The organism is Sulfurimonas sp. NW7 (assembly GCF_051132265.1).
GTDB classification, from domain to species: Bacteria; Campylobacterota; Campylobacteria; order Campylobacterales; family Sulfurimonadaceae; genus Sulfurimonas; species Sulfurimonas hydrogeniphila.
In genome coordinates, this window is sequence record NZ_CP093235.1 from 2,176,232 (window position 1) to 2,201,714 (window position 25,483).

Genomic DNA, 25,483 nt, shown 5'->3' on the forward strand with positions numbered 1-25,483 from the left:
GGAATATATGTATGAGTAACATTGGCGACAGAGAAAGAGTAACCCAAAACAGAGTTGTAAAACTATTTCAAGATAAGCTTGACTATAGGTATCTTGGAGACTTTCAAGATAGAAGTGGTAACTCAAATGTGGAAGTTGAACTTCTAACTAAGTGGCTTCTCTCTCATAATGTAGATCAAACTCTCATCGCTAAAGTGCTTCGTGAGCTAGAACAAGCTTCAGCTATGGGACAAGGCAGAAAACTCTACGATGCCAATAAAGCAGTCTATAAACTATTACGATATGGAGTGAAAGTAAAGGCTGATGTAAGTTCCAATACTGAGACAGTTTGGCTAATTGATTGGAAAAATCCTGAAGCTAATGACTTTTGTATTGCTGAAGAAGTAAGTATAGAGGGTGAGAATAAAAAGAGACCTGATATTGTCATCTATGTAAATGGTATTGCTTTAGGAGTAATTGAGCTTAAGCGTTCTTGCATTTCTGTTTCTGAAGGGATCCGTCAAAACCTTGATAATCAGGAAAAACACTTTATAAGAGACTTCTTTACTACTATGCAGTTGGTGATGGCAGGAAATGATACTGAGGGACTTCGCTACGGAACAATAGAAACTGGTGAGAAGTATTATCTCACATGGAAAGAACAAAACCCTGACTATAATCCTAAAACAGATGATAAAGCAAATAAATACCTAAATGCTATAAGTTGCGATTGTGGGGATAATAGTCTTGATTGTGCGATTTTATGGATATTAGAAAAGCATCGTTTTTTAGAGTTGATACATGACTTTATAGTTTTTGATAGTGGTGTAAAAAAGACATGCAGACATAACCAGTACTTTGGGATTCAAGCATCTAAGAATCATGTGAAGTCAAGAGAAGGTGGTGTTATTTGGCATACTCAAGGCTCTGGAAAATCACTTACTATGGTCTGGCTTGCGAAGTGGCTTCGTGAAAATGTCACTGATGCAAGAGTGTTGATTATTACTGATAGAACTGAGCTTGATGAGCAGATAGAAAAAGTATTTGGTGGAGTAGAAGAGAAAATATATAGAACAAAGAATGGTAAAGATTTACTTGGTGTGCTAAATGGTGCAGATGAATGGCTGATTGGTTCATTGGTGCATAAATTTGGTGCAGGTGATGATGTTGATGGGAGTGATGATTACATCAAAGAGCTACAAAAAAGTATTCCTAAAGATTTCAAGGCTAAAGGGGACATTTTTGTTTTTGTAGATGAGTGTCATAGAACACAATCAGGAAAATTACATAGTGCTATGAAATCTATACTACCTAATGCAATATTTATAGGTTTTACAGGAACACCTCTTTTGAAAAAAGATAAACAAAAGAGTATAGAGGTTTTTGGTGGATATATTCATACTTATAAATTTGATGAAGCTGTCGCTGATGGTGTTATACTAGATCTTAGATATGAGGCTAGAGATATAGACCAAGTAATAACATCTCAAAAAAAAATTGACAAATGGTTTGAGGCTAAGACAAAAGGGTTGTCTGATATGGCTAAAGTCTTAGTCAAGCAAAAATGGGGAACTATGCAAAAAGTTCTTTCATCTCGTTCACGATTAGAGCAGATAGTCAATGATATTTTAATGGATATGGAAACGAAGCCACGACTTATGGATGGTCGAGGTAATGCAATGCTAGTTTGTAATAGTATCTATGAAGCATGTAAAGTTTATGAACTTTTTGACAAGACACCACTAAAAGGTAAATGTGCGATTGTGACTTCTTATGAACCTAGTACTGCGGATATAAAAGGTGAAGAGACAGGTGAAGGTCAAACTGAAAAGCTAAGAAAGTATGATATTTATCGAAAAATGTTAAGTGATTACTTTGAAGAAGATGCAGATGAAGCTGTTAAGAAAATTGAGACTTTTGAAAAAGAGGTAAAGAAAAAATTTATCAAAGAGCCAGGTCAAATGAAGCTACTTATAGTTGTAGATAAACTTCTAACAGGTTTTGATGCACCTAGTGCTACTTACTTGTATATAGATAAACCATTAAGAGACCATGGACTTTTTCAGGCAATATGTCGTGTTAACCGTCTTGATGGTGAAGATAAAGAGTATGGTTATATAGTGGATTATAAAGATTTGTTTCATAGGTTAGAAGGTGCTATTGGTGATTATACTTCAGGTGCATTAGATGGTTTTGAGGCAGAGGATGTTAAAGCATTACTAACTGATAGACTGGGTAAAGCAAAAGAAAGGCTTGATGAAGTACTTGAGAGTATTAAAGCTTTGTGTGAACCAGTAGAAAGCCCAAGAAAAAGTGCTGATTATATACACTATTTTTGTACAAGCAATACTCAAAATCCAGGTGAACTAAAAGATAATGAACCAAAACGGGTAGCTTTATACAAAAGTGCAGCAGCCTTAGTTCGTGCTTATGCAAACCTAGCAAATGAGATGCTAGAAGCAGGATATACACAAAAAGAAGCGGACATAATTAAGCAAGAGGTAACCTACTATGATAAGCTCAGAGATGAAATTAAAAGAGCTTCAGGTGATTATGTAGATATGAAAATGTTAGAACCTGCAATGAGGCATCTAATAGACCAATATATTCGAGCAGAAGAGAGTGAAGTATTAACCGATTTTGATGAGATGGGATTGATTCAACTTATTGTAGAAAAAGGAGTTGATAAAGCTGTTGATGGATTGCCTTCAGGGATTAAAGCTGATCAAGGAGCAATGGCTGAGACCATTGAAAATAATATTAGAAAGCTTATCATCGATGAAAATCCTATTAATCCAAAATATTATGAGAAAATGTCAAAGTTACTTGATGAGTTGATTAAAGAACGTAAAGAGAATGCCATTGAGTATAAAAAGTATCTTCAAAAAATACAAGAACTTGCAGATAAGGTTATGAAGCCAACAATTACTTCATACCCAAAATCCATAGACAGTAGAGCAAAACAAGCACTTTATGATAACTTAGATAGTGATGAAACTTTGGCTATAAGTGTGGATGCTGTAATAAAAGTGACTAAAGAAGATGCTTGTTGGGGCAATATGATGAAAGAGAGAAAATTGCGTATTGCAATAAAAAAAGCTCTTGGTTCTAAAGATGGTATGATTGAAGAAATTATGGAGTTAGTAAAACATCAAGATGAATACAATTAGTCAAAGCTCAATCACTGTCAGTGATATACATGTAAGTATAGATCGTAAAGATATTAAGAATTTGCATATTGGTGTATATCCTCCAAATGGTAGAGTACGCGTTGCTACACCTGTAAAAATTGATGATGAAGCTGTAAGACTTGCCGTTATTTCTAAATTAATGTGGATAAAAAAGCAAGTATGTCATTTTCAAGAGCAATCACGAGAGACTAAAAGGGAAATGGTTAGTGGAGAAAGCCATTACTTTTTAGGAAAGCGATATTTACTTGAAGTGGTTTATGGGGCAAAGAAATATACAGTTGTAAAGAGGCATTCAACTATAGAGTTACATGTAAATCTAAATACTACTGTTAAGAATAGACAGAAACTACTTAATAAATGGTATAGAGAACAGTTACAAATTGTAGTTGGACGGCTTATTGTTAAGTGGCAAGCAATCATAAATGTAGAAATACATAATTGGAGTATTAAGAAAATGCGAACAAAGTGGGGAAGCTGTAACATCGAGAAGAAGAATATTTTACTGAATTTGAGTTTAGCTAGAACACCAGTGGAATGTATTGAGTATATAGTTGTTCATGAAATGGTGCATCTACTTGAAAGACATCATAATGATAACTTCAAAGTATATATGGATAGGTACCTGCCTGAATGGAAAAGCTATCGAGATATTCTAAATCAATCTATCCTAATTCATGAAGAATGGTAAAAAAATATCAATTAGATTGATTGTTTATCCTTTCTTTTAATTGTAAATAAATTCTATATTCTGATGTTTTTAGCAATGTGAATTAAATATTGCTGCATCTTTTTCATCGTTAATTCAATAATTTTCTGTCTGTGAGCTTCTGTTAGTTGTTCGCCTTCTTTTGCACCACAATGTTCAAAAGCATATGCAACTGCTTCATGAACAACTCTATCTTGCTCTTTTTTTGCAGATGATTTTTGATGGAATGAAATTACTTTACTAAAAGCATCCTCGACTGCTTTGAATGAGTACCTTTCATAGTTGTATATAGCTTTTATATCAGAACTAGTAAGCTCTAAATTTATTTTGATGTCTAATATTTCACCTTTTATAGGATTAATCGCGTAGCAGTTTGAAAACTCATCGCCATTATATTCACTAGATAGGCAAGTAACTATTCTAAATGCTCCAAAGAACTCTATATACCCAAGTAGCTGCTTTGTTTGTTTATCACCCTTTACATGGACACAATGAAGAGGCACTCCTTCTGGACGGTTCAGCAGAGGATCTTTATCGTAATAATATCCAAAACATGGATTACCCTTCTCTTCTATTAGATACTCTATAGCATGTTCACAAGATTTTGGATTAACACCAGATTTTACTGCCAATGCAAGTACAGACTTTACAATTGAACGACCAGCTTGTAGTCCTCCAATAGACAGCTTCAGCTGTATCATATCATTGCAATAACTTGTGTTTACTTTAGCGTTATCCATAAGCTCTTCAATATCAAGATTAGGATATTTTCCTTTTACTCCTTTTAGCATATTCCTTGCTTCTTTCATTGTTCGAGCACTAATGCTTATTTCGACTCCATCATCTATTTTTGTCTCATTATATGCTGGTTCATGAATTTTCATACTAGCATTTGCATTAAGTTGAAACTTATCACCTGCTGTTGTTGTCACTATGTGAGGCTGAACATTACCTCTATCCCTTTTTATTCCAAAGTATGTGCATAAAGAACTCAATTGCTCTGTTAAATCAGAGTCCCATTCATTACCTGATTTATTATTACATTCTTTGCAGATAAAATTTAAAATCTTCTTTTTTCCCCCTATCGCATTTGGAATAATGTGTTCTTTTGAGTTATTCTTTTTTGTGATAAGAGCATTACACAATGCACAATAGTGTTTGTTTGTCATTAATTTAACCTTTACATTTCTTAAGTATTTTTAAAAATCAATATTTTCTAAAATATTAGAAGATGATATTGCCTTTTTAGTATCAACTATGTCTTCAATTATTCTACGAGATTCTTCAATAATTTGTTTAAGTTTCACTGCATCTATATCATGATACTTAATCATATTCTCTTTCTTTCTTCCATCACGGTGTACTATATCATTTCTAATATACAAATTTTTTTTTAATTCATCTATTTTAATATTGAAACCTAACCTTTTGTATAATTTACGAACATCATCAAATCTATGCCATATAACATGCAAAAAACTATATGAAAGTTTTTCTTTAATCAAAGTATCAACATCATTTTGTATATTTTGCGATTCTTTTAAATTTTTTATTTCCTGTAAAGTAATAGTATGTTTTTTTAAAAGTGCAATACTATCTAATTGTGGTAAAGTTTTCTCTATATTCTCAAGTGAATAATTCAATGCATAATCAAATAAAAATGACTCTATAACAGCATAAACTTTAGCAAATAACATACGCATAAAATCATCTGCATAATCATTCATCTGTTCTACAATAAGTATTTGATTCTCAATATTATTTAATGTTTGTAAAGTATTCGCCACAATTGTATCTGTATCGTAAAATACAATATCACTATAATCTTCATCTTTGTACCAAGTATCATCTGGTAAAGGAGACCATTGATTTAATTCACCAAGGTCATTTATAAGTTCTTGTATAATGAAATTATCAATATCATCATGAAACTGTTCATATAGTATTTCATCTGTATATTGAAGAGGACCATAAATTGGTATATATCCGCCTTCTCTAGATTCATATGGTAACAGGTTAAGGGTCATCATAGTGTTCAAAAAACCATGCTCTCATATTATCTATTTGCTCTTCTTTAGTCATCATCTAAAAATCTTCTATAAAGCTATTTTTATTTCCTTGCACTTTAGCAATCCTGTTGTTCCTCTCAACCTCCCACTCTGATGGAGGGTACTCTTTATTCCAAGCCTGATATTTTTTAAATTCTTGCTTTGATAGCTTCATCCCATATCGCTTGTGAAAATAGAGATAATCTCTAGCTATCACACCTCTTATCTCTTCACGAACTCTAGCTCTTCTTTGTTTAAACAGTACATTAAACTCACACTGTCCAAATTGTCCTTGTGTAGGTAACTCAAAATCATACTTATAATTCTTTCTATCAGCATTTAACTCGCCTATAGCAGGAAAAAGATTGTGCATATCAGCCTGCATAATTCTGTACTGTTTATTGACCTTAGTACAACACTTGCGACCTTTATAGTGCTTGCCTTTAGAAGTAACACATTGTGCATCCCCATTTCTCCAACAACAAGAGAACTGTCGTCCGAAGTTCTCAGCAGGCACAACATGCTCAAATTCAATCCTATTTGCACGAATATTTAGCTTCCCTTTTTTAGTATATTTATTACGAGGAATATAACCACATGACTTTTTATCAATCATATTCTTTTTGTTTTTATAGTTGTATTTACAATCACAATAAATTGTTCTTTGATGGTCTCTGTATATCTTTCTAAGTTCTTTTTTTGAGTTAGAAAATGATTCATTTGTGGCAAATAATGTATTTACAATAAGTAAAAATAGTAATAGCAGTTTCATCGTTATCCTTCTATATTTCTTGTGTACCTACATCTAGGGTAGCTTTTACAACCATAAAATTTATTTCCAATATTTTGTCCTCTTTTTGCTGTCCGCATTATTAAATCATTTCCACATCGAGGACAAATTAAATTGTCTATAGCTTTAAACCTTTCATTTTTAACTTTTGATGATGAAGCATCCTTTTTTGATTTAAGATTTTTAACGTGCTTTTGATGTGTTTTGAAACCCTTGGCTAATTGAGCATCCTCAATCGCCTCTACCATCCTCCACATCTCTCTTGGAGTAAATAATACTGTATGATGTGACTTTATGAACTTCAAAAGTCCTAGAGGATACACAACATTTTTAGGCATATCAGTTTTAAATGTTGCTTCACCCACAAATACTATGACTGAAAATATTTTATCCTCTTTCAGACTTAAAAGCTTTTGGAGTGTTTTTAGATGTTTATAGTTTTGATGGAGAGGATTTTGAAAAGTATTCTTTTTGCCATAAATTGATTGTGTCCAGGTCTTTGAGTGTTCGTTTCCAAATATCCAGCCTTTGTAATTTTTGGTCTCTATAGCAAATACACCATAGTGCGAAACAATTATATGGTCTATTTGTGTGGTTCCATCATCTGCCCGAAGTGTTATATTTTTTAATAGTTGATATTTCTTTTTATTTAAAGCAAGATTTATGACAAAATTAAGAAGACCTTCCCCTATTATACCTTTGCCTGTAGGTGATTTTAAAAACACGATAGCAGCTATTATTGGTAGTAGCCACCATAGTTGCAATAAGGATCCTAAAATTATTGAAGAATTAAACATATTTACTCATCGTCTTCTATAGTGATTCTATCTGTTATGTTTTTAGAAATTTTTTGCATTCCTTTATTAAATGCATCATTGCTATTTTTGATAATATTAAATGTTTACTAAGCTCATATTATATTAAAGGTAGTGTCAACACTACCTTTAACTCAACTATCTATTACGATAATTAACTTGTATGACAAGCGATAGAACAATAATAGCAACCGTTTATCCTATGACCTGTCCATCTCTTTTTAGCTTCAATAACCGCTTCTTTACAAGATACATGATATCCCAAATCAATTTGATTCTTTACATTTGGCATATAGGAACAACCTGTTGATGTATTATGGACTTCATGATCACCATTAGCTTGCTGATTTTTATTTATAACAAACTTCTGCATCTTTAACCCTTTGGTGGAAACGGATCATTCCCATAAGAATTTCTAGCACGAATTTGTCCTTGCTTATTGGGGATAAACAACTCTGCTCCATTATTTTTAGCCTGTTTAGTTGCATAATCTATGCATTCTTTTTGTGTGCTGCAAACTTTTGAAGCTCTTTCATTCCCAGCAGTTTTTACCTGCCAATCATCACCGTGAGGTGTAACATGTACCGATTTGCCCATTTTGTCAAATCCTTTCTTTTTGAATTAACTAGAGCACCTATTTGTAACAATAATACAATGAACTATACTTTTTTAACCACTTTAATATGGTATTAATAATGCTTCATCTATCATATCAGTCTTTAAACACTAGATGGCTCTTGTCGTTTTAGGTGAAGATTAAGTGTTGGTAGCACTTAACCTTACATTTATATTATATCTTTCTATTACTAAATATCTACTCAAATAATATAAAAACTTTAGTCAAGATAGCTCGACACTGTTTATATGTCATAGTGAAATTCCACACTTCACTAAGTGATATTTGGCTTTTTAATGCTAAAAATGTTTTCCTGCTTCTTTACAATTTTACACTTTTTTAAATTACTACCTTTTGCATTTCACACTTAAACTTAGCATATATATTATATCAATTGTCATACGATTACTGTTTATTTTATGGATAATTAATATGACCGTATCAATTACAATGTAGTTCTAAGAGTATGGATGTGCAAATATACAGAAGTTATAACTAATTAAATAAACAATAAATTAAAGAACCATCTAATTTATTATAAAATATAATAGAGTAAATTAGAAAAAGGTTTTTCTATGATGTTTAATTTAATTTTAGGTACTTTCACTTTATTTATTGTCTTATTAGCAATTGCTAAATACAGATATGAAAATGGATATTCAAAATATAAAAAAAAGTAGAATATTGTACTATCACATACTTATTACACATTGTGAAATGATATAGTATTACAGAAAGAACCGTTGGTAAAGTATTATTTATATATTACATTTAATATTACTATAAGATAACATGGGTGCAAGCCCTACCTCTCCTATTTTTGCCTTATGACTGCCACCGCCAAAAATACTTGCCGGTGTAGAACTGTGATGTGGATTTTTCAGTGTTCTGTGAGGTTTGAATTCCGGTTCATACCCTTCTAAAACTTCAAGCTTGGCAACATCCAGGATTTCACTCTCTGTCATGGGCGGAAGAATATAACGGAGTCTGTTTGCAATCATACTCTTCCCGCACCCGGGACTGCCTTCAAAAATAATATTATGAAACCCTGCCGCGGCTATTAAAGCCGCTCTTTTGGCAATTTCTTGTCCTTTGACATCGATAAAATCTTCTGTATACTCTTTTGTATAATAATACCTTTGTCCCTCTAACTGATAATACGGATAGCCAATTTCACTTTGTTCTATATTTGGCGTTGCAGTCTCCTGATTTTTCAAAAGACTGACAGCCTCATTGACACTTTTAACTCCGTAAAATGAAACATTTGGAATTTTTGACAGCTTTTGCAGTGATTCGTACGGCACAACAGCTTGCGATATAAGCCCCTGATTTGCCAAAGAAAGAATTAAAGGATAGAGCTGAATATTTTCTTTTACACTTCCGTCCAGCCCCAGTTCACCAAAGACAAACCAGCCGTTCAAGTCTGCATCACTCTCATTCAAAAGTATGAGCAAAGCCATACTCAAATCGAACTGTGAACCCGATTTTGCAAGTTCAGACGGAGCCAGAAGAAAAGTAATTCTCTTGGGAGGAAAAGAAAAATCATTGCTCAGGAGTGCAGATTTTACCCGCTCTTTTGATTCTGTAATAGCAGTCGATGCCATCCCTACTATAGAAAAGGACGGTAGTCCTTTCGTCAAAGTTGATTCCACATCAACGACTTTGGCATCTATTCCCTCATATGTTGCACAGCGAACTTTTTTCATTGAATCAACCTTCTTCTAGTTGCTTCTATCTTAGCTGAATGCTTTACATGTAAGGAATAATATGACAAATTGTCATTTTATTTGTTGTTTTTTTTCTCTTTTTGCATTTTTTTATACTCTTTTTCAAACTTCTTTCGTCTTGCATAGGAGAGTTTGTCTATAAATAAAATACCTTCAAGGTGATCCATCTCATGCTGAATAGCTATAGCCAAAAGCCCATCTGCTTCGAGTGTTTTTGTGTTCCCGTATCTGTCTTGATAATTTATAATAATATTTTCATATCGTTTAATATCTTCATAAAACTGGGGAACACTCAAGCAACCTTCTTGATAGGTTGTTTCTCCGCTTTTATGCGTCATAACCGGATTGATAATTTCAAGCAGGTTTTCAGGAGGCTGCTCTCCATCTTCATCAGGAATATTTAAAATAAGTGCCCGAATCGGATGTCCAACCTGAATCGCTGCAAGGCCTATACCGTTTGTGCTTATCATCAAAGGGTTCATGGCATCGAGCAATTCATGCAAAGAATCATCAAACTCTTTGACTTCGCAAGATTTTTCTCTTAGTTTTTTATCCGGATATTCTACTATAGTTAACTTCATCTCTTAAAAAATTTTCCTGCTTTTTATGATCTCAATGAGACAGCATAATCACTGTTTTTATCTTCATACGCTTTTTGGATACCGTCCATTGCACTGACTACAATCTCTTCAACAGAATTTTCAGGATTTACATCTGTCACACCGATAGAAATTTTTAGATGAATTTCTCTGTCTGCCAAAAAGAAATTAGAGTTTGAAACCAAATCACTTAGTCGCTCACTTGCCTTTTGGGCACTCTCTATATCTGTATGCTTCAGCAGCATTGCAAAGACGCCATTCCCGTAATGTGCCACAATGTCGCTTCGTCTTGAAGTTTTTAAAAGCAGTCTTGCAATTGTTCTGGTCATCAGTAAAACCGCCTTATCATTGTTGACGCTTTTCTTGAGCTCACGAGAAAGTTCTATCATAATAAGAGAACTTTTATGATTAAACTCTTTAATAAGCCCAATTTCCTGCTCAATTTTTGTAAGCAGATAACGTTTGTTATAGACTCCGAATTGATTGTCAAATATTGTCTCATTCTCAACATTTTTAACAATTTTAGCTGTATCATCATAGATTGTTTTCATTTGAGAGCTTTGTGTTTTCAAAATAGAATTCAGTTTGGAAACATCCCCCTCTAAAATACCGATTATATTCACAGCCTCTTTTTCACTAGGTACATTACTGAGCTCTTTTTTTCTTTTTTCTAAAATTTTTATCATTAAAGACATATTTTTGTACAGGTTGGCTGTTACCGTAAGAATATGCTTGATGGAACTAAATCCCTGTTTAAGATTTTGTTCCAAAACAATAGTATTTTCATCATCATTGTTCTCTTCAAGTTCCAAAATAGAGTGTATCTGCTTCCGAAGATTTTCGCTTTTATCTTCCAAAAGTCTGTCAAAATAGAGTGAAAAGTTATTGGGAGTAGGTGGTAAATTGTCTGCAATAAGTGCATTTAAAACCTCTTTTGCATAAATTTCAATATCACTCGAAGAACTCTCTAGATCCAGTTTTTTTATGACAGTTGTCTTTGCATTAGAGTTTTTCTGTACTTTTGATTTTAATCCACCTGCCATATTTTCTCCCTACTCTTTGTCGTTCTTAACTAACACTTCATCAATCATGCCATAATCTTTTGCTTCTGCAGCACTCATAAAGTTGTCACGATCTGTATCTTTTTCAACTGTTTCAATGCTTTGCCCGGTATTTTCTGCCAAAATTGCATTGAGTTCTTTTTTCATGCGAAGAATCTCTTCTGCCTGAATTGCGATATCAGTTGCCTGACCCTGTGCACCGCCTAAAGGCTGGTGTATCATGATTCTGGCATGAGGCAATGCATAGCGTTTGCCTTTTTCACCGCTTGAGAGCAAAAATGCACCCATAGATGCAGCCTGACCGATACAAATCGTAGCAACATGCGGACGAATATAGTTCATCGTATCAAAAATAGCCATCCCCGCAGTCACAACACCGCCGGGAGAGTTAATATAAAAATAGATATCTTTTTCGGGATCTTCTGCTTCAAGAAACAAAAACTGTGCAACAATAGTAGATGCCACAGCATCATTTACCTCTCCGCTGAGCATCACAATTCTGTCTTTTAAAAGACGGGAAAAAATATCATAAGAACGCTCACCGCGTCCTGTTTTTTCCACTACATAAGGAATATAGCTCATGGCTTACGCTTCTGACTTTTCATTCAAGAGAGCAGTTAACACTTTGTCTTCCACCATTGACATTTGAATTGCCGGAAGATACCCTGCCTCTTTATAATGTTCATATGCCTTTTGCGGATCTTGACCCATTTGCATTGCTTCATAGTAGATAGTCTGCATCACTTCCTGCTCTTCTACTTTTATACTCATCTCCTGTGCCAACGCATCTATAATGAATGTCGCTTTTACACTTTTTACTGCATCATCACGAAAGCTTTCACGAAGTTCTTCTAGTTTTTCAGGGTTTTCTTTAAGCTCTTTGATTTCATCTTCACTCATTTGCGATGCTTTTTTGTTGACAGCCATATCAATTTCCTGATCTACGACAAACTCCGGTAAATCAAAATCAATTTTTTCAACCAGCGTCTCTAAAAGTTTCGGTTTTAGCTCATCATTGTAAAGTTTTGCAAGTTTTTCCTGCTCAAGTGCTTTTTTTACTTCTTCTTTAAGTTTTTCCAAAGTTGCATCTTCTTCACCAGGAAGCAGTTTTTTTGCAAGCTCATCATCTATAACAACCTCGTCTTTTACTTTAATACCGTTTACTTTTACTTTAAATTCGGCATCTTTTCCTGCAAGTGTGTCTGAACCGTAGTTTTCAGGAAAAGTCACATTGATTGTAACTTCTTCATCTCTTTTTACGCCAATCAACTGATCTTCAAATCCTGGGATAAACTGTCCCGAACCGAGTTTAAGCTCAAAATTCTCTGCAGCACCGCCTTCAAAAGCTTTTCCGTCTATAAAACCTTCAAAGTCAATAACAGCAGTATCACCCTCTTTCATTTTACGGTTACGCTTGATGTCAACCAAAGGCGCTTGATTTTCAGCGATTTCCTTAATTCTCTCTTCAACCTCTTCATCTGTCACTTCAGGTTTTTCAAAATCAGGAACAAAAGATTTTACATTCTCTAAATTTATTTCAGGACGCATAGCTATTTTTACGGCTACCTCTATTTTATCATCACTTTTTTCAAATTTAGAAATAGTCGGCTCACCAATCAAAGATGCACTGTCAATGTTTAACTCTGTCAAGCCTTTTGCAAGAACTTCACGAAGTGCTTCCGCTTCAGCATCTTCAACAAGTTTTTCACCATATTGCTTTTTGATAATAGCAACAGGAACTTTCCCTTTACGGAAACCTTGAACATTCGCAGTTTTAGAGAGTTGTTTCGCAATTTTTTCTATCTTTTCATTTACCTCATCTCTTGAGATTGTTGCTTCAATTTGAGCATTTGCACCATTAATTTTGTTTGCTTTGATTTCCATCAATTTCCTTTTATCTGTATTGTATACACCATTATTTTGGACAATCATACCAAAAATGTGCTTTTTTTGCGATTAATTTTTGCATAAATTTGGTTTGAAATTTAAAATAAGCAGCCATAAAACGGCAAAATCTATCATCACATCTGCAAAATTAAAAACAGCAAAATCAAACCCGCAATGCCAGTAGACCATATCTACAACGCCCTCATGAACAAACCTGTCATAAATATTGGAAAACGCCCCTCCAAGAAGTATTCCCACCGGTAAAGCGTAACATAGCTTTTTGAGGTACAGTACATATACCAAAACACCACTTACAAGCAAAAGCTGAATATACTTTAAATACTCATTCAAAAATGCAAACATTGAAAAAGCCACACCCTTGTTGTAAACAAGTATCAGATCTATACACTCTGTATAATAACGAAAACCCTCAACAAAGAGACTTTTAATATTTTGATCGATGATAAATACACCTGCGATACTAAAGAGCAATATCACTGAAAGGCGTAACATTTTATTACTGTTATTCATTGAGCGCTTTTTTAAAGAATTCTACGATTTCATTCATTTTTTCATTCATGATATCAGCTTCTTTACACTCCAAAAGAACCCGCAGTTTGTTTTCTGTCCCTGAGTAGCGAATCAAATGCCGTATTCCTTTCTTCTCTAAAGCATGTAACTTTTCATCCAGAGAAGCAATTTCATTTAAAGGCTTTTTTCTCTTTACATGTAAGTTCACAAGTTTTTGCGGATATAAAGGAAATGGTCGTAAAAGCTCTGAAGCTTTTTTCTTTTTATCAATCAATAAGGCAAGTACCTGAAGTGTTGCTACAAGTCCATCTCCGGTTTTTGCAAAATCACTAAATATAATATGTCCGCTTTGTTCCCCGCCAAAGTTAATGTCCTGCTTTTTCATAATTTCCAAAACATGTTTGTCTCCGACATCTGATCGAAAAAATTTCAAACCATTTTCTGACATGTAATCTTCTAGTCCCTGATTACTCATGACAGTCGTTACGATTCCTCCGCCTTTGAGCTTGTTTTGCTTATGTAGGTAAACGCCAAGTGCACCCAGAAGATGGTCACCATCTACTGCTTCTCCAGTTTCATCTACAACAACAAGTCTGTCAGCATCACCATCAAGCGCTATGCCTAAATCTGCTCTATACTTTACAACACGATTACATAAATCTTTCGTATGCAAAGCGCCGCAATCTTCATTAATATTAAAACCGTTTGGTTTATCGTGTAGCACAATGACCTCAGCACCAAGCTCTTCTAAAACAGTCGGACCGACTTTATAAGCAGCTCCGTTTGCGGTATCTAAAACGATACGTATACCCTGCAAGGTCATATGCACGGGAAAAGAGTTTTTAAGTTGTACTATATAACGCCCTATCACATCATCAATTCGTTTTGCTTTTCCTATTGCCTTGCCTGTAACCTGGGAGTTATTAAGAAGTGCATCGTTAAAATATATATTTTCTATCTCTTTTTCTGTCTCACTTGAAAATTTATCCCCGTGGGCGTTAAAAAACTTAATCCCGTTATCTTCATAAGAATTATGTGAAGCAGAAATCATAATCCCCGCATCACAGCGCATATTTTCTGTAATGTATGCTATAGCCGGTGTAGGCATAGGACCAACCTGAATGACATCATACCCAATAGCCGTCAATCCGCTTACAATAGCATTCTCTATCATGTAGCCGCTTCTGCGTGTATCTTTTCCTACAAGTATTTTATTTGTAACTGCCGACGATTTCAAATAAATCCCCGCAGCCATAGCAACCTTCATAGCAACCGAAGCACTTAAAAAAGAACCTGCCTCGCCTCGTACGCCGTCTGTGCCAAATAGTTTCATATTCACTCCACTCAAAATATTCGATTTGCCGGTTTACTTGCAAGATTTAAAAAAAGAGACTCAGACCAAAGGGAGGATTCGCTCTCTTTTTTTGAAGCTTGAAAGTAAACATTCAGGACAATTTCAAGTATTTTACCACCCTTTAACTTAATTTTAATTATTTTTAAGGTAATATTTCGCACTTAAATTCCAAAAAGGACTCATTAAATGGCAAATCACAAGTCATCAATTAAGAGAATTCGCCAGACACTCGTTCGTACCGAACGTAATCGTTTCTATAGAACTCGTCTTAAAAATATCGTAAAAGCAGTTAGTTCAGCAGTTGAAGCTGGTAACAAAGAAGAAGCACAGGCAGCATTTAAAGTTGCAAACCAGCAAATTCACAAATTTGTAAGCAAAGGTATCTTGAAAAAAGAGACTGCTGCAAGAAAAGTAAGCCGTCTACACAAATCTGTAAACGCAATATAAGGCTAGCAACAAATGTTAGCAGATAAACTTACACCGTTTATCAACCGCTATAACGAACTTAGCGAATTGCTAAGTTCACCTGACATCACCTCTGACATCAAACGGATGACAGAACTTTCCAAAGAACAGTCTTCCCTTTTACCGATCGTTGAAAAGACAAAAGAGTACAAAGCACTTTTAGAAGAAATCAGTGACTCAAAAGAGATGCTCTCAGACCCGGAAATGGGTGATATGGCAAAAGAAGAGCTTAAAGAACTTGAACCTCAGGTTTCCGTTTTGGAAGAAGAGATAAAAATGCTCCTTCTTCCAAAAGATCCCAATGATGACAGAAATATCATTGTAGAGCTTCGTGCCGGTGCCGGTGGAGATGAAGCGGCAATCTTTGTCGGAGACCTGTTTGATGCCTATACGCGCTATGCAGATTTAAAAGGCTGGAAAATAGAACTGATGAGCACTTCTCCTTCAGATGCAGGCGGATACAAAGAGGTTATAGCACTTATAAAAGGGGAACAGGTTTACAGCAGGTTGAAATACGAAGGCGGGACACACCGTGTTCAGCGTGTCCCTCAAACAGAAAGCCAAGGACGTGTGCATACTTCTGCTATTACGGTAGCGGTTATGCCTGAAGTAGATGATGTTGAAATTGAAATTAACGAAAATGATTTAAAAATAGATGTGATGCGCTCATCAGGTTGTGGAGGACAGTCTGTCAACACTACCGACTCGGCTGTTCGCATTACTCACCTGCCTACAGGTCTGGTTGTCACTAATCAGGATCAGAAATCACAGCATAAAAACAGAGAAAAAGCGATGAAAGTCTTAAAAGCAAGACTTTATGACTTACAAATGCAAGAAGCTCAAGCCGAAGATGCTGCACAACGTGCCGCACAGGTAGGTACCGGTGACAGAAGCGGAAGAATCAGAACATATAACTATCCGCAGAACCGTATCAGTGATCACAGAATCAACTTGACACTTTACAGACTCAATGAAATTATGAGCGGCGGACTGCTTGATGAAATCATCGAGCCGCTTATTGCAGACCATCAGGCAAAAATCGTAGAGGCTGCAGGGCTCTAAAGGGCTTTGCTTTAACTTCGTTAACAAAGCTTGCAAATAGCTTTACAAGCTTACATGTAAAGCCGATGCAGGTACTGAAACCCAGAATTCAATGCTTATTCCGTTAAGTTTCATCGACTTTTTCAGAACCCAGACTTCAGTCTGGGCTGAAAGTGGCAGAAGAGTTGCAGCAGTCGGCACTGAAGTACCGATTCCTAAAAATGTACAGGTTAGGCTCAACGCTCCCTCGGAACCCGTACGTTCTATGCTAAAGCCTCAAGCTTATAAGCTTTACATGTAACCTAGCAATCTAAACTTCCCACTCTGTTTCAAAAGTTTTTTTCACACGCCCCTTAAAAGTAATCGTTTTTTCATTTACACCCAAATAGAGTGTATCGCCACTTGTCGGATAAACCTCAATATTGTTTTTGACTTTGCCCTCTTTGTAAGCTCTGTAAAAGCAGGCAGCCATTCCTGTCCCACAGGCCAATGTTTCATCTTCCACACCGCGTTCATAAGTACGGACTCTCAAATTGCCGCTTTCTACATGCATAATATTGACATTTGCATTATAAACATAGCGAAGTTCTCTTGCCTCTTCTGTGTCAAAATCTTCTATAGAGTCGGTATATCGTACCAAATGCGGCACACCTGTATTTATCAGCCACCAGGAGTGCCCGCCAAATTCTATGCCGGTTTCAAGAATCTCAGGAGCTGTCAGTTCGCTTGTCACCATAGCATTTTTGGAAGTATTTTCTTCGACTTCTGCGCCAATAACACCGGCTCCTGTCATAAACTGCATTTTTGCAGGTGCAAGGTTATGATTGTACGCATAATGTGCACATGCCCGACTGCCATTTCCGCACATATCCGCATGACTTCCGTCAGAGTTATAAAACTCCCATTCAAAATCATACTTTTCATGAGGCACGATGACTATCAGTCCGTCTGCTCCGATGCCCTCTTGACGATGGCACAAGACTTTTGCAAGCTCGTTGCGCTCTTGTTTTCTATCATCATGAAATATTACAAAATCATTTCCGTTTGCACTGTATTTGCTTATTTTCATTTTTTGTATATCTCCTTTATCTTCTCTACAAATTGCTCTACCTCATTTTGCAGATGTTTGAGATTTTTTGAATTGTCTATAATCCATGTCGCTTTGTTTTTTTTCTCATCAATCGGCATTTGTGAAGCAATTCGCTTCAAAGACTCCTCTTCTGAGTAACCGTTACGTTTCATAAAACGCTCAAGTTGAATATCTTCAGGAGTATATACTACAACACTCTCTTTTATATCATAATTGGAATTTTCAAAAAAAAGCGGGATATCTATAAGATAGGGGAATTGAAATTTATCCTGCTTTTCACTGCGTTTTTCTATTTCAGCCTGTATTTTAGGATGCAGATACGCTTCAAGTGTTTTTTTCGCGGCAGGATGAGAAAAAATATAACTTCCTAACTTTGTTCTGTCTACTTTTGTACCGTTTACATACTTACTTCCAAAAGTTTCCATCACCCATTCTACAGAGTCATCGAGAATTTCATGTGAAATCGTATCTGCATCAATAACCCGCATTCCGTTCAGTGCCAACAGTGAGGCTACTGTACTTTTTCCAGTAGCAATACCGCCTGTCAGTGCAATAGCATACTCATAAGCCATTAGTTTTTAATAATGCCCAGATACTCTTTTCTCACATTGTTTCCGGTAGCAAAAGCAGCAGGATGAATATCACAGTTGTAATATTCTAAACCGTCAAGAAGATCTGTTCTTTGTAAAATTATATCTGCTGTTGGATGATACTCTTTTGATGCCAAAAGAGCTGTTTTTCCATTACCTAGGTTATATGGCATAATGATTTTTGCATATTTGCCTAAAATTTGCATAATTCTTTTGTTTTCAGGTACATCATCCAAAGAAGGGTGCGCTGTTACCAAAAGTCCCTCTTCGTTTAACACACGATTAAAATGCGCTAAAACTGCAGCATCTGTCTCAAGTTCTGAGATCACTACATCATATTTGTCATCGGCAACCTCACGGAGCAAATTTATATCTGCTGAAATTACATCACAATTAATATCATCATATTTATATTTTTGTATCTCTTGCACAAAGCCTGCCGAGTTTGAACTGATGATTAAAACATTGTTTGGCTCTTTATGTGTACACAATGGCACATGCACCATCATTTCGTTATATATAAAATCTTTCATTCTTAAATTCCTGTTATGGGCTTTGCCCGTAGATTAATTAAAAGCGATTTTAGCATATTTGGATTAATTTTACTTAATATCGCTATAATTACATAATATTTATAAAAACTTAAAGGTATAAAATGGATTATAACAAAATTAGAAAGTTTTGCAGAGTGTTTCGCATTGCGCTTGGTCTTGCTCTCATTATTGCAGGCTTAATCACAGGCATAGTATGGTTCTATCTTGGACTTATTCCTCTCATTGCGGGCTTGACTAATTTCTGTCCACTTTGTATCATTTCAAAAAAATGTGATTTACCACAAGATTCGGAGTCAAAATAATGAGTCAAATTTCGTATAAAGACGCGGGTGTAGATATAGATGCAGGAAACAGTTTTGTAGAAAATATAAAACCTCTTGTCAAAAGTACAAAAGTTCCCGGAGTCCTTGGAGGCATCGGCTCATTTGCCGGTGCCTTTGAATTGCCAAAAGGTTTTAAAGAGCCTGTCATGCTTGCGGCAACCGACGGTGTCGGCACAAAACTCAAACTTGCCATTGACAGCGGTATTCACAATACCGTTGGTATTGATTTGGTTGCAATGTGTGTCAATGATTTAATCTGTAACTTTGGAACTCCGAGTTTCTTTCTTGATTACTATGCAACCGGAAAACTCGATGTAAATGTAGCAACCAATGTCGTTACAGGCATAGCAGAGGGATGTATCCGCAGTGAATGTGCACTTATTGGAGGAGAAACAGCTGAAATGCCGGGAATGTACTCCGAAGATGACTATGACCTTGCCGGTTTTGCAGTCGGTGTTGCAGAAAAATCTGAAATGGACAGAGTAAGCTTGGTTCGTGCAGGACACAAACTTATAGCACTTCCAAGTTCCGGACTGCATTCAAACGGTTTTTCACTTGCAAGAAAAGTGCTCTTTGAAAAAATGAAACTCAACTTTGATGACGACTTTCACGGTAAACCGCTGATAGAAACTCTCTTAGAGCCGACAAATATCTATGTCAAAACATTCAAAGCACTTAAAAACGAGATAGTAGCTATGGCACACATCACAGGTGGCGGCATTGTAGAAAACCTTCCACGTGTACTGCCTGAAAACTTAATGGCAGAAGTAAAAGAAGATGCTATCAGGGTTCTTCCTATTTTTGAACTTATGAGCGAGCATGTAGCCCGTGATGAGATGTTTCGAGCATTCAATATGGGTGTCGGGATGATCCTCGTTGTTAAAGCGTCAAATGTAGACAAAGTTTTAGCATCAGCAGAAGGCTCTTACCTTATCGGTGAGATTAAAGAAGGCAAACGCGAAGCCAAGCTCATTTAATACACCCCAAACTTTCCTACCTGCAAATTTGAGGCCTTTCCGGGCTTCAAATACTACAATACAGTACATAACGCTTCACAGTATAGTAACAATATCAATAACTGAAAGATTTTCTAAGAAATAAATTATAAAAGAGGAAATAAAAGTGTATCGCCATGTGGCGATACATTAAAAAGAAAGGAGAATTTCTTTTTGGTTTCTAGAAAGCAAAGTTAGCTTGTAAGCTCAATCCAGTTTGTGAATGTTTTGTTGTAATATTTTGTCCCAAAAAGTTTTTATATGTATTAGTTACCTCAGGGGCATAAGTAAACGCCACATCAAAAGAAGTCACTTCACTAATAGCATATGTTCCACCAACAGCATAATGTGATTCTACAACACCAGGAAAGCCTAAAAGATTAAAAGTATTAACCAACCCTGAGCTCAAGCCAGCACCATTAACTCCTGAATAACTTTGTTCAGAAATTGGACTTGAAGCATAATTATAACCAATACGTGCTGCCCAATTTTTCGCAGTATACTCATATCCTAAAGAGATAACATTTTGATCATCCCATTCAAAATCTTTATACCCTTTTGCATCAGACCATTTTATTTGTTTATAGTCAATCGCTACAGTATGCTCACCCATTACATAAGAAGCACCTATACCAAGTTCAGCTGGTGTAGAAAGTTTATCATTTGTGTAAGTAGCAACGCCAAAATTCTGAATTGCTCTTGACAATTGTCCTTTATACTCCATATCAATTCTTGACTTATACACCGCCCCAATGGTTAAACCACTCATTTCATAAGATGCCCCAATATTAAAACCAAAAGATAAGTCTTGTGCTACACCATTACCAACTGTATATCCTTTTGTTACAGTTCCACCAGTCATTGCGGTCACTAAAGCATCTGACATAACATAATTAATATCCAATGCCCCATATTGAAGAATAGGAGTAACAGCTAAACTAAAATTTGAAATTTTATATGCCAAAGGTACACCAAATTGCATTAATTGTAAATTTGTAACCATATTCATTTGACCAGTATTTGCATCATTAGCATCTCTGTAATCAACACCCATACCGGCCGTTCCCCACATACCTACACCAATATAAAAATTATCTGCAACTTTTGATGCAATAGAGACTTCAGGAATAACAGACATATCAGCATCACTTGTAGCACTTCCACTCTCATCACCAAGTGGACCCAAATTTACACCGTTTTCATTCTTTACGTCTGGCATAAAAATGGTACCACCAAAAGAGATTTCTGTTTTTTCTACTGATGTAATCAAAGCAGGGTTTGTCAGTGCTGATTCTGCACCATGACTCATACCAATACCTGTTCCAGCCATACCACGAGCTTTAGCACCCATGCCGATTAAAGCTGAACCATTTGTTGCAAATGCAGAAGTTGCACCTAAAGCTAATGCAGCTACTACTGCTAATTTAATTGTTTTTTTCATTTTCTCTCCTTAAGAGTATGTCAAATTTTTGAGATAGCCAAAGCTATTTCGACTGAAAGTATTATATGGGATAAAAAATTAATTGCATCTTAAGAAGAGAAACATAAGTATCATAAAAACTTATAGATTAAATCATTATAGTTCATTGTATAACAAAAATCACTGAGGAACATAATAAAATATTATAAAAATGGAAGAAATAGAGAAAATATCAGCTGTATTAATAGTAAATATCACTATATGATAAAAAAGATGAAAATGTAGATATGTGATAAAAAAATAACAATGTGTATATTTGTAACATTTTTATCACATATTAAAATATATATGTATTGTACAAAAGAAATGTAAAAATAAAGTAAATAGAAATATAGCAGAGAAAATTTTGTAAATGATTGAAAGTTAGGAAGAAAAATCTGATCAACTAGGCAGCGACCTACATTCCCACAAGTGAAACCTGCAGTATTATCAGCGATGAGAGGCTTAGCTTCTGGGTTCGGAATGGGGCCAGGCGTTTCCCTCTCTCTATAGCCACCTAGACAAGATCAGATATAAAGACATCTGACTGATGTATTTATATCTGATCTTATATCAGTTAAGAGTTGAGTAATATCAATTGTTAAAGTCAACAAACTCTTCGGAACCCAGACTTCAGTCTGGGCTAATTGCTTAAAAGCCTAAAGGCAAGGTTAAAACCTTGTTTCCGTCATACTAAATAACTTCTTAACATATCTCTTATTAGTATATATACACTAAATAAGGTAGTGAAGCAATTGTGTTCATTTAAGAACTTGTAAAAAGACAAACGTACTATTAGTACTGGTCAGCTAAAACACATTGCTGTGCGTACACATCCACCTATCAAGCTTGTAGTCTTCAAGCGTACTTCAGGGAACGTTCATCTTGGAGTTGGCTTCCCGCTTAGATGCTTTCAGCGGTTATCTCATCCGTGCGTAGCTACCCAGCTATGCCCTTGGCAGGACAACTGGTGCACCAGTGGCACGTCCAACCCGGTCCTCTCGTACTAGGGTCAGCTCTCCTCAACGTTCCTACGCCCACGGAAGATAGGGACCGAACTGTCTCACGACGTTCTGAACCCAGCTCGCGTACCGCTTTAAATGGCGAACAGCATACCCTTGGGACCTGCTCCAGCCCAGGATGCGATGAGCCGACATCGAGGTGCCAAACCTCCCCGTCGATGTGAGCTCTTGGGGGAGATCAGCCTGTTATCCCCGCGTACCTTTTATCCTTTGAGCGATGGCCTTCCACACAGAACCACCGATCACTATGACCGTCTTTCGACTCTGCTCGACTTGTATGTCTCACAGTCAGTCCGGCTTATGCCATTATACTCTACGAAGGATTTCCAACCCTTCTGAGCCGAACTTTGTAAGCCTCCGTTACTTTTTAGGAGGCGACCGCCCCAGTCAAACTACCCACCAGACATTGTCCTCGCACGAGATAATCGTACGGAGTTAGCTATCAGAATATTCAAGGGTGGTATCTCAAGGTTGCCTCCTCCAGAACTGGCGTCCTGGATTCAACGGCTCCCACCTATCCTGCACATGAATATCCCAATAGCAGTGTCAAGCTATAGTAAAGGTGCACGGGGTCTTTCCGTCTTTCCGCGGGTAGGAGGAATTTTCACCTCCACTACAATTTCACTGGATCCCTTGTTGAGACAGCTCCCATCTCGTTACGCCATTCATGCAGGTCGGTATTTAACCGACAAGGAATTTCGCTACCTTAGGACCGTTATAGTTACGGCCGCCGTTTACTCGGGCTTCAATTCATGCCTTCGCTTGCGCTAAGCAATCCTTTTAACCTTCGAGCACCGGGCAGGCGTCACACCCTATACATCCACTTACGTGTTAGCAGAGTGCTGTGTTTTTGGTAAACAGTCGGGAGGGACTCTTTGCTGCGACCCGTCAGTGCTTCTGGGAGTAAATCCCATAACACTTAGGGCACACCTTATACCGAAGATACGGTGCTAGTTTGCAGAGTTCCTTAACAAGGGTTCATCCACGCGCCTTAGAATACTCATCTCACCCACCTGTGTCGGTTTACGGTACGGGCAACATTACATCTCGTTTAGAGGCTTTTCTCGGCACGACAGTATCAAGGGTTCTGGTCGCTCTCCGAAAAGATTGACCAGCCTGTCAGATCTCGGTCGCTTGACGAGCGGATTTGCCTACTCGTCGACCTACGTCCTTCGAGCCACTATTCCATCAGTGACCCCCTTTAACTCTATGCGTCCCCCCATCACTCAAACGATGTAATGTCGGTATCGGAATATTAACCGATTTGCCATCGTCTACCCCTTTCGGACTCGACTTAGGTCCCGACTAACCCTACGATGACGAGCATCGCGTAGGAAACCTTGGGTTTACGGCGAAGAAGATTCTCACTTCTTTTCTCGCTACTCATGCCTGCATGCTCACTTCCATCCGCTCCAGTACTCCTTACCGGTATACCTTCAGCGCTGAATGGAACGCTCTCCTACCACTTACAGTAAACTGTAAATCTAAAGCTTCGGTGTTTATCTTAGCCCCGTTATATTTTCGGCGCAGAATCGCTAGACCAGTGAGCTGTTACGCTTTCTTTAAAGGATGGCTGCTTCTAAGCCAACCTCCTGGTTGTCACAGCAACTCCACATCCTTTTCACTTAGATAAAACTTTGGGACCTTAGCTGTTAGTCTGGGTTGTTCCCCTCTCGACATAGGATTTTATCACCCTACGCCTGACTCCCGAGGTTACACGTATAGTATTCGGAGTTTGATAGGGTTTGGTACCGCGGTAAGCAGCCCTAGCCCTGTCAGTGCTCTACCCCTATACGCTAATGCTCGAGGCTATACCTAAATATATTTCGGAGAGAACCAGCTATCACTGAGTTTTGATTGGCCTTTCACCCCTATCCACAAGTCATCCCAAGAATTTTCAACTTCTACGGGTTCGGTCCTCCACTGGCTCTTACACCAGCTTCAACCTGCTCATGGATAGATCACTCAGTTTCGGGTCTGCAGCATCTGACTATGTCGCCCTATTAAGACTCGCTTTCGCTACGGCTTCTCGTTCGATTAACCTTGCCAGATACCACAACTCGCAGGCTCATTATGCAAAAGGCAGTCCGTCACACTTATTTAATAGTGCTCCGAATGATTGTAAGCCATAGGTTTCAGGTTCTATTTCACTCCGCTCACCGCGGTCCTTTTCACCTTTCCCTCACGGTACTTGTTCGCTATCGGTCTAGTAGTATTTAGGGTTGGAGGGTGGTCCCCCCATATTCAGTCAAGATAACACGTGTCCCGACCTACTCGTTCCATACCTTAGTTCCACATAAATGTTTTCGCTTACGGGAGTATCACCCTCTATGCTCATCCTTTCCAGAATGTTCTGCTAACAAATATGCTAAATGTATGCGCCTATTCCAATTTCGCTCGCCGCTACTCTCGGAATCTCGTTTGATTTCTCTTCCTTTGGGTACTGAGATGTTTCACTTCCCCAAGTTCGCCCCACCCGAAGGTGGTAACACGAATCGCTCCGTGCTGGGTCGCCCCATTCAGAAATTCCCGGATCAAAGCTTCTTGGCAGCTCCCCGAGACTTTTCGCAGCCTAGTACGTCTTTCATCGCCTCTACTAGCCAAGGCATCCACCTATGGCCCTTAATATCTTTTTATTCT

24 protein-coding genes and 2 rRNA genes are annotated in these 25,483 nt (G+C 36.9%); 6 read left to right on the forward strand and 20 right to left on the reverse strand.

Annotated features, from left to right (window positions below):
- Window positions 1-11: 11 nt before the first annotated feature.
- Window positions 12-3,149, forward strand: coding sequence for a type I restriction endonuclease subunit R (locus tag MLC35_RS11360; protein ID WP_434637070.1), 3,138 nt, complete (start codon window positions 12-14; stop codon window positions 3,147-3,149).
- Window positions 3,136-3,858, forward strand: a complete 723-nt coding sequence (locus tag MLC35_RS11365; protein ID WP_434637073.1) for a M48 family metallopeptidase — start codon at window positions 3,136-3,138, stop codon at window positions 3,856-3,858. Before MLC35_RS11360 ends, MLC35_RS11365 begins: the two co-directional genes overlap by 14 nt.
- A gap of 53 nt (window positions 3,859-3,911) precedes the next feature.
- Here the strand turns inward: MLC35_RS11365 and MLC35_RS11370 are convergent, their stop codons facing one another.
- The 13 genes from MLC35_RS11370 to glmM all read right to left on the reverse strand — a co-directional run bounded on the left by MLC35_RS11370 (window position 3,912) and on the right by glmM (window position 15,283).
- Window positions 3,912-5,045, reverse strand: coding sequence for an HNH endonuclease (locus MLC35_RS11370; protein WP_434637075.1), 1,134 nt, complete (start codon window positions 5,043-5,045; stop codon window positions 3,912-3,914).
- 30 nt (window positions 5,046-5,075) lie between these two features.
- On the reverse strand, window positions 5,076-5,906 hold the full coding sequence (locus tag MLC35_RS11375; protein ID WP_434637077.1) for a hypothetical protein: 831 nt from the start codon (window positions 5,904-5,906) through the stop codon (window positions 5,076-5,078).
- Window positions 5,907-5,961: 55 nt separating this feature from the next.
- Window positions 5,962-6,696, reverse strand: a complete 735-nt coding sequence (locus MLC35_RS11380) for an endonuclease (protein WP_434637079.1) — start codon at window positions 6,694-6,696, stop codon at window positions 5,962-5,964.
- 2 nt (window positions 6,697-6,698) lie between these two features.
- On the reverse strand, window positions 6,699-7,478 hold the full coding sequence (locus MLC35_RS11385; protein ID WP_434637081.1) for an NERD domain-containing protein: 780 nt from the start codon (window positions 7,476-7,478) through the stop codon (window positions 6,699-6,701).
- A 205-nt stretch (window positions 7,479-7,683) separates the two neighbouring features.
- Window positions 7,684-7,902, reverse strand: coding sequence for a hypothetical protein (locus MLC35_RS11390; protein ID WP_434637084.1), 219 nt, complete (start codon window positions 7,900-7,902; stop codon window positions 7,684-7,686).
- A gap of 2 nt (window positions 7,903-7,904) precedes the next feature.
- Window positions 7,905-8,126 carry a DUF2188 domain-containing protein gene (locus MLC35_RS11395; RefSeq protein WP_434637086.1) on the reverse strand — a complete coding sequence of 74 codons (222 nt, stop codon included), beginning with the start codon at window positions 8,124-8,126 and terminating at the stop codon, window positions 7,905-7,907.
- Between the two features lie 777 nt (window positions 8,127-8,903).
- The gene (locus MLC35_RS11400) at window positions 8,904-9,851 is read right to left on the reverse strand and encodes a magnesium chelatase domain-containing protein (RefSeq protein ID WP_434637088.1); all 948 of its coding nucleotides are present in this window, start codon (window positions 9,849-9,851) and stop codon (window positions 8,904-8,906) included.
- Between the two features lie 77 nt (window positions 9,852-9,928).
- Complete coding sequence (gene def / locus MLC35_RS11405; RefSeq protein WP_346389824.1) at window positions 9,929-10,453, reverse strand: peptide deformylase; 525 nt, start codon at window positions 10,451-10,453, stop codon at window positions 9,929-9,931.
- Between the two features lie 23 nt (window positions 10,454-10,476).
- A complete protein-coding gene (locus tag MLC35_RS11410) occupies window positions 10,477-11,514 on the reverse strand; it encodes a GGDEF domain-containing protein (RefSeq protein WP_151899285.1) in 1,038 nt (345 codons plus the stop codon).
- 9 nt (window positions 11,515-11,523) lie between these two features.
- Window positions 11,524-12,114 (reverse strand): ATP-dependent Clp endopeptidase proteolytic subunit ClpP, encoded by a 591-nt coding sequence (gene clpP / locus MLC35_RS11415; RefSeq protein WP_151899284.1) that lies wholly within the window; start codon window positions 12,112-12,114, stop codon window positions 11,524-11,526.
- A gap of 3 nt (window positions 12,115-12,117) precedes the next feature.
- Window positions 12,118-13,416 (reverse strand): trigger factor, encoded by a 1,299-nt coding sequence (gene tig / locus MLC35_RS11420; RefSeq protein WP_346389825.1) that lies wholly within the window; start codon window positions 13,414-13,416, stop codon window positions 12,118-12,120.
- A gap of 72 nt (window positions 13,417-13,488) precedes the next feature.
- Window positions 13,489-13,950 (reverse strand): signal peptidase II, encoded by a 462-nt coding sequence (gene lspA / locus MLC35_RS11425; protein WP_434637090.1) that lies wholly within the window; start codon window positions 13,948-13,950, stop codon window positions 13,489-13,491.
- A complete protein-coding gene (glmM, locus tag MLC35_RS11430; protein ID WP_434637093.1) occupies window positions 13,943-15,283 on the reverse strand; it encodes a phosphoglucosamine mutase in 1,341 nt (446 codons plus the stop codon). The genes lspA and glmM overlap by 8 nt, the downstream gene beginning before the upstream one ends.
- Window positions 15,284-15,490: 207 nt before the next feature.
- Between glmM and rpsT the strand changes: the two genes are divergently transcribed.
- Together rpsT and prfA are read left to right on the forward strand one after the other, a co-directional pair.
- The gene (rpsT, locus tag MLC35_RS11435; protein ID WP_151899280.1) at window positions 15,491-15,751 is read left to right on the forward strand and encodes a 30S ribosomal protein S20; all 261 of its coding nucleotides are present in this window, start codon (window positions 15,491-15,493) and stop codon (window positions 15,749-15,751) included.
- A gap of 12 nt (window positions 15,752-15,763) precedes the next feature.
- Window positions 15,764-16,831: a peptide chain release factor 1 gene (gene prfA, locus MLC35_RS11440; protein ID WP_418640816.1), complete on the forward strand. Its 1,068-nt coding sequence runs from the start codon at window positions 15,764-15,766 to the stop codon at window positions 16,829-16,831.
- 42 nt (window positions 16,832-16,873) lie between these two features.
- On the opposite strand, the gene MLC35_RS11445 is transcribed toward prfA, so the two are convergent.
- From MLC35_RS11445 to MLC35_RS11460, 4 genes are all read right to left on the reverse strand, one after another.
- Window positions 16,874-17,050, reverse strand: a complete 177-nt coding sequence (locus MLC35_RS11445; RefSeq protein ID WP_434637096.1) for a hypothetical protein — start codon at window positions 17,048-17,050, stop codon at window positions 16,874-16,876.
- A gap of 70 nt (window positions 17,051-17,120) precedes the next feature.
- Complete coding sequence (gene dapF, locus MLC35_RS11450; protein ID WP_434637098.1) at window positions 17,121-17,879, reverse strand: diaminopimelate epimerase; 759 nt, start codon at window positions 17,877-17,879, stop codon at window positions 17,121-17,123.
- Window positions 17,876-18,472: a dephospho-CoA kinase gene (gene coaE, locus MLC35_RS11455; protein WP_434637101.1), complete on the reverse strand. Its 597-nt coding sequence runs from the start codon at window positions 18,470-18,472 to the stop codon at window positions 17,876-17,878. Before coaE ends, dapF begins: the two co-directional genes overlap by 4 nt.
- The gene (locus MLC35_RS11460) at window positions 18,472-19,023 is read right to left on the reverse strand and encodes a spermidine synthase (RefSeq protein WP_151899276.1); all 552 of its coding nucleotides are present in this window, start codon (window positions 19,021-19,023) and stop codon (window positions 18,472-18,474) included. The genes coaE and MLC35_RS11460 overlap by 1 nt, the downstream gene beginning before the upstream one ends.
- 122 nt (window positions 19,024-19,145) lie before the next feature.
- On the opposite strand from MLC35_RS11460, the gene MLC35_RS11465 reads away from it, so the two are divergent.
- A complete protein-coding gene (locus MLC35_RS11465; RefSeq protein WP_151899275.1) occupies window positions 19,146-19,346 on the forward strand; it encodes a YgaP family membrane protein in 201 nt (66 codons plus the stop codon).
- Window positions 19,346-20,344, forward strand: coding sequence for a phosphoribosylformylglycinamidine cyclo-ligase (gene purM / locus MLC35_RS11470; RefSeq protein WP_434637103.1), 999 nt, complete (start codon window positions 19,346-19,348; stop codon window positions 20,342-20,344). Before MLC35_RS11465 ends, purM begins: the two co-directional genes overlap by 1 nt.
- 199 nt (window positions 20,345-20,543) lie before the next feature.
- Here the strand turns inward: purM and MLC35_RS11475 are convergent, their stop codons facing one another.
- From MLC35_RS11475 to MLC35_RS11485, 3 genes are all read right to left on the reverse strand, one after another.
- Window positions 20,544-21,803, reverse strand: coding sequence for an OmpP1/FadL family transporter (locus MLC35_RS11475; protein ID WP_434637105.1), 1,260 nt, complete (start codon window positions 21,801-21,803; stop codon window positions 20,544-20,546).
- Between the two features lie 423 nt (window positions 21,804-22,226).
- Window positions 22,227-22,342, reverse strand: a 5S ribosomal RNA gene (gene rrf, locus MLC35_RS11480).
- A 253-nt stretch (window positions 22,343-22,595) separates the two neighbouring features.
- Window positions 22,596-25,479 (reverse strand): 23S ribosomal RNA (locus tag MLC35_RS11485).
- Between the last annotated feature and the right edge of the window lie 4 nt (window positions 25,480-25,483).

Coding starts and splice junctions, on each gene's coding strand:
- def (WP_346389824.1), bottom strand. CDS start 10,453: ATGAAGTTAACTATAGTAGAATATCCGGATAAAAAACTAAGAGAAAAA.
- lspA (WP_434637090.1), bottom strand. CDS start 13,950: ATGAATAACAGTAATAAAATGTTACGCCTTTCAGTGATATTGCTCTTT.
- tig (WP_346389825.1), bottom strand. CDS start 13,416: ATGGAAATCAAAGCAAACAAAATTAATGGTGCAAATGCTCAAATTGAA.
- MLC35_RS11370 (WP_434637075.1), bottom strand. CDS start 5,045: ATGACAAACAAACACTATTGTGCATTGTGTAATGCTCTTATCACAAAA.
- dapF (WP_434637098.1), bottom strand. CDS start 17,879: ATGAAAATAAGCAAATACAGTGCAAACGGAAATGATTTTGTAATATTT.
- purM (WP_434637103.1), top strand. CDS start 19,346: ATGAGTCAAATTTCGTATAAAGACGCGGGTGTAGATATAGATGCAGGA.
- MLC35_RS11380 (WP_434637079.1), bottom strand. CDS start 6,696: ATGAAACTGCTATTACTATTTTTACTTATTGTAAATACATTATTTGCC.
- MLC35_RS11465 (WP_151899275.1), top strand. CDS start 19,146: ATGGATTATAACAAAATTAGAAAGTTTTGCAGAGTGTTTCGCATTGCG.
- MLC35_RS11460 (WP_151899276.1), bottom strand. CDS start 19,023: ATGAAAGATTTTATATATAACGAAATGATGGTGCATGTGCCATTGTGT.
- MLC35_RS11365 (WP_434637073.1), top strand. CDS start 3,136: ATGAATACAATTAGTCAAAGCTCAATCACTGTCAGTGATATACATGTA.
- MLC35_RS11400 (WP_434637088.1), bottom strand. CDS start 9,851: ATGAAAAAAGTTCGCTGTGCAACATATGAGGGAATAGATGCCAAAGTC.
- MLC35_RS11390 (WP_434637084.1), bottom strand. CDS start 7,902: ATGCAGAAGTTTGTTATAAATAAAAATCAGCAAGCTAATGGTGATCAT.
- prfA (WP_418640816.1), top strand. CDS start 15,764: ATGTTAGCAGATAAACTTACACCGTTTATCAACCGCTATAACGAACTT.
- coaE (WP_434637101.1), bottom strand. CDS start 18,472: ATGGCTTATGAGTATGCTATTGCACTGACAGGCGGTATTGCTACTGGA.
- MLC35_RS11410 (WP_151899285.1), bottom strand. CDS start 11,514: ATGGCAGGTGGATTAAAATCAAAAGTACAGAAAAACTCTAATGCAAAG.
- MLC35_RS11375 (WP_434637077.1), bottom strand. CDS start 5,906: ATGATGACCCTTAACCTGTTACCATATGAATCTAGAGAAGGCGGATAT.
- MLC35_RS11395 (WP_434637086.1), bottom strand. CDS start 8,126: ATGGGCAAATCGGTACATGTTACACCTCACGGTGATGATTGGCAGGTA.
- glmM (WP_434637093.1), bottom strand. CDS start 15,283: ATGAAACTATTTGGCACAGACGGCGTACGAGGCGAGGCAGGTTCTTTT.
- MLC35_RS11360 (WP_434637070.1), top strand. CDS start 12: ATGAGTAACATTGGCGACAGAGAAAGAGTAACCCAAAACAGAGTTGTA.
- rpsT (WP_151899280.1), top strand. CDS start 15,491: ATGGCAAATCACAAGTCATCAATTAAGAGAATTCGCCAGACACTCGTT.
- MLC35_RS11475 (WP_434637105.1), bottom strand. CDS start 21,803: ATGAAAAAAACAATTAAATTAGCAGTAGTAGCTGCATTAGCTTTAGGT.
- clpP (WP_151899284.1), bottom strand. CDS start 12,114: ATGAGCTATATTCCTTATGTAGTGGAAAAAACAGGACGCGGTGAGCGT.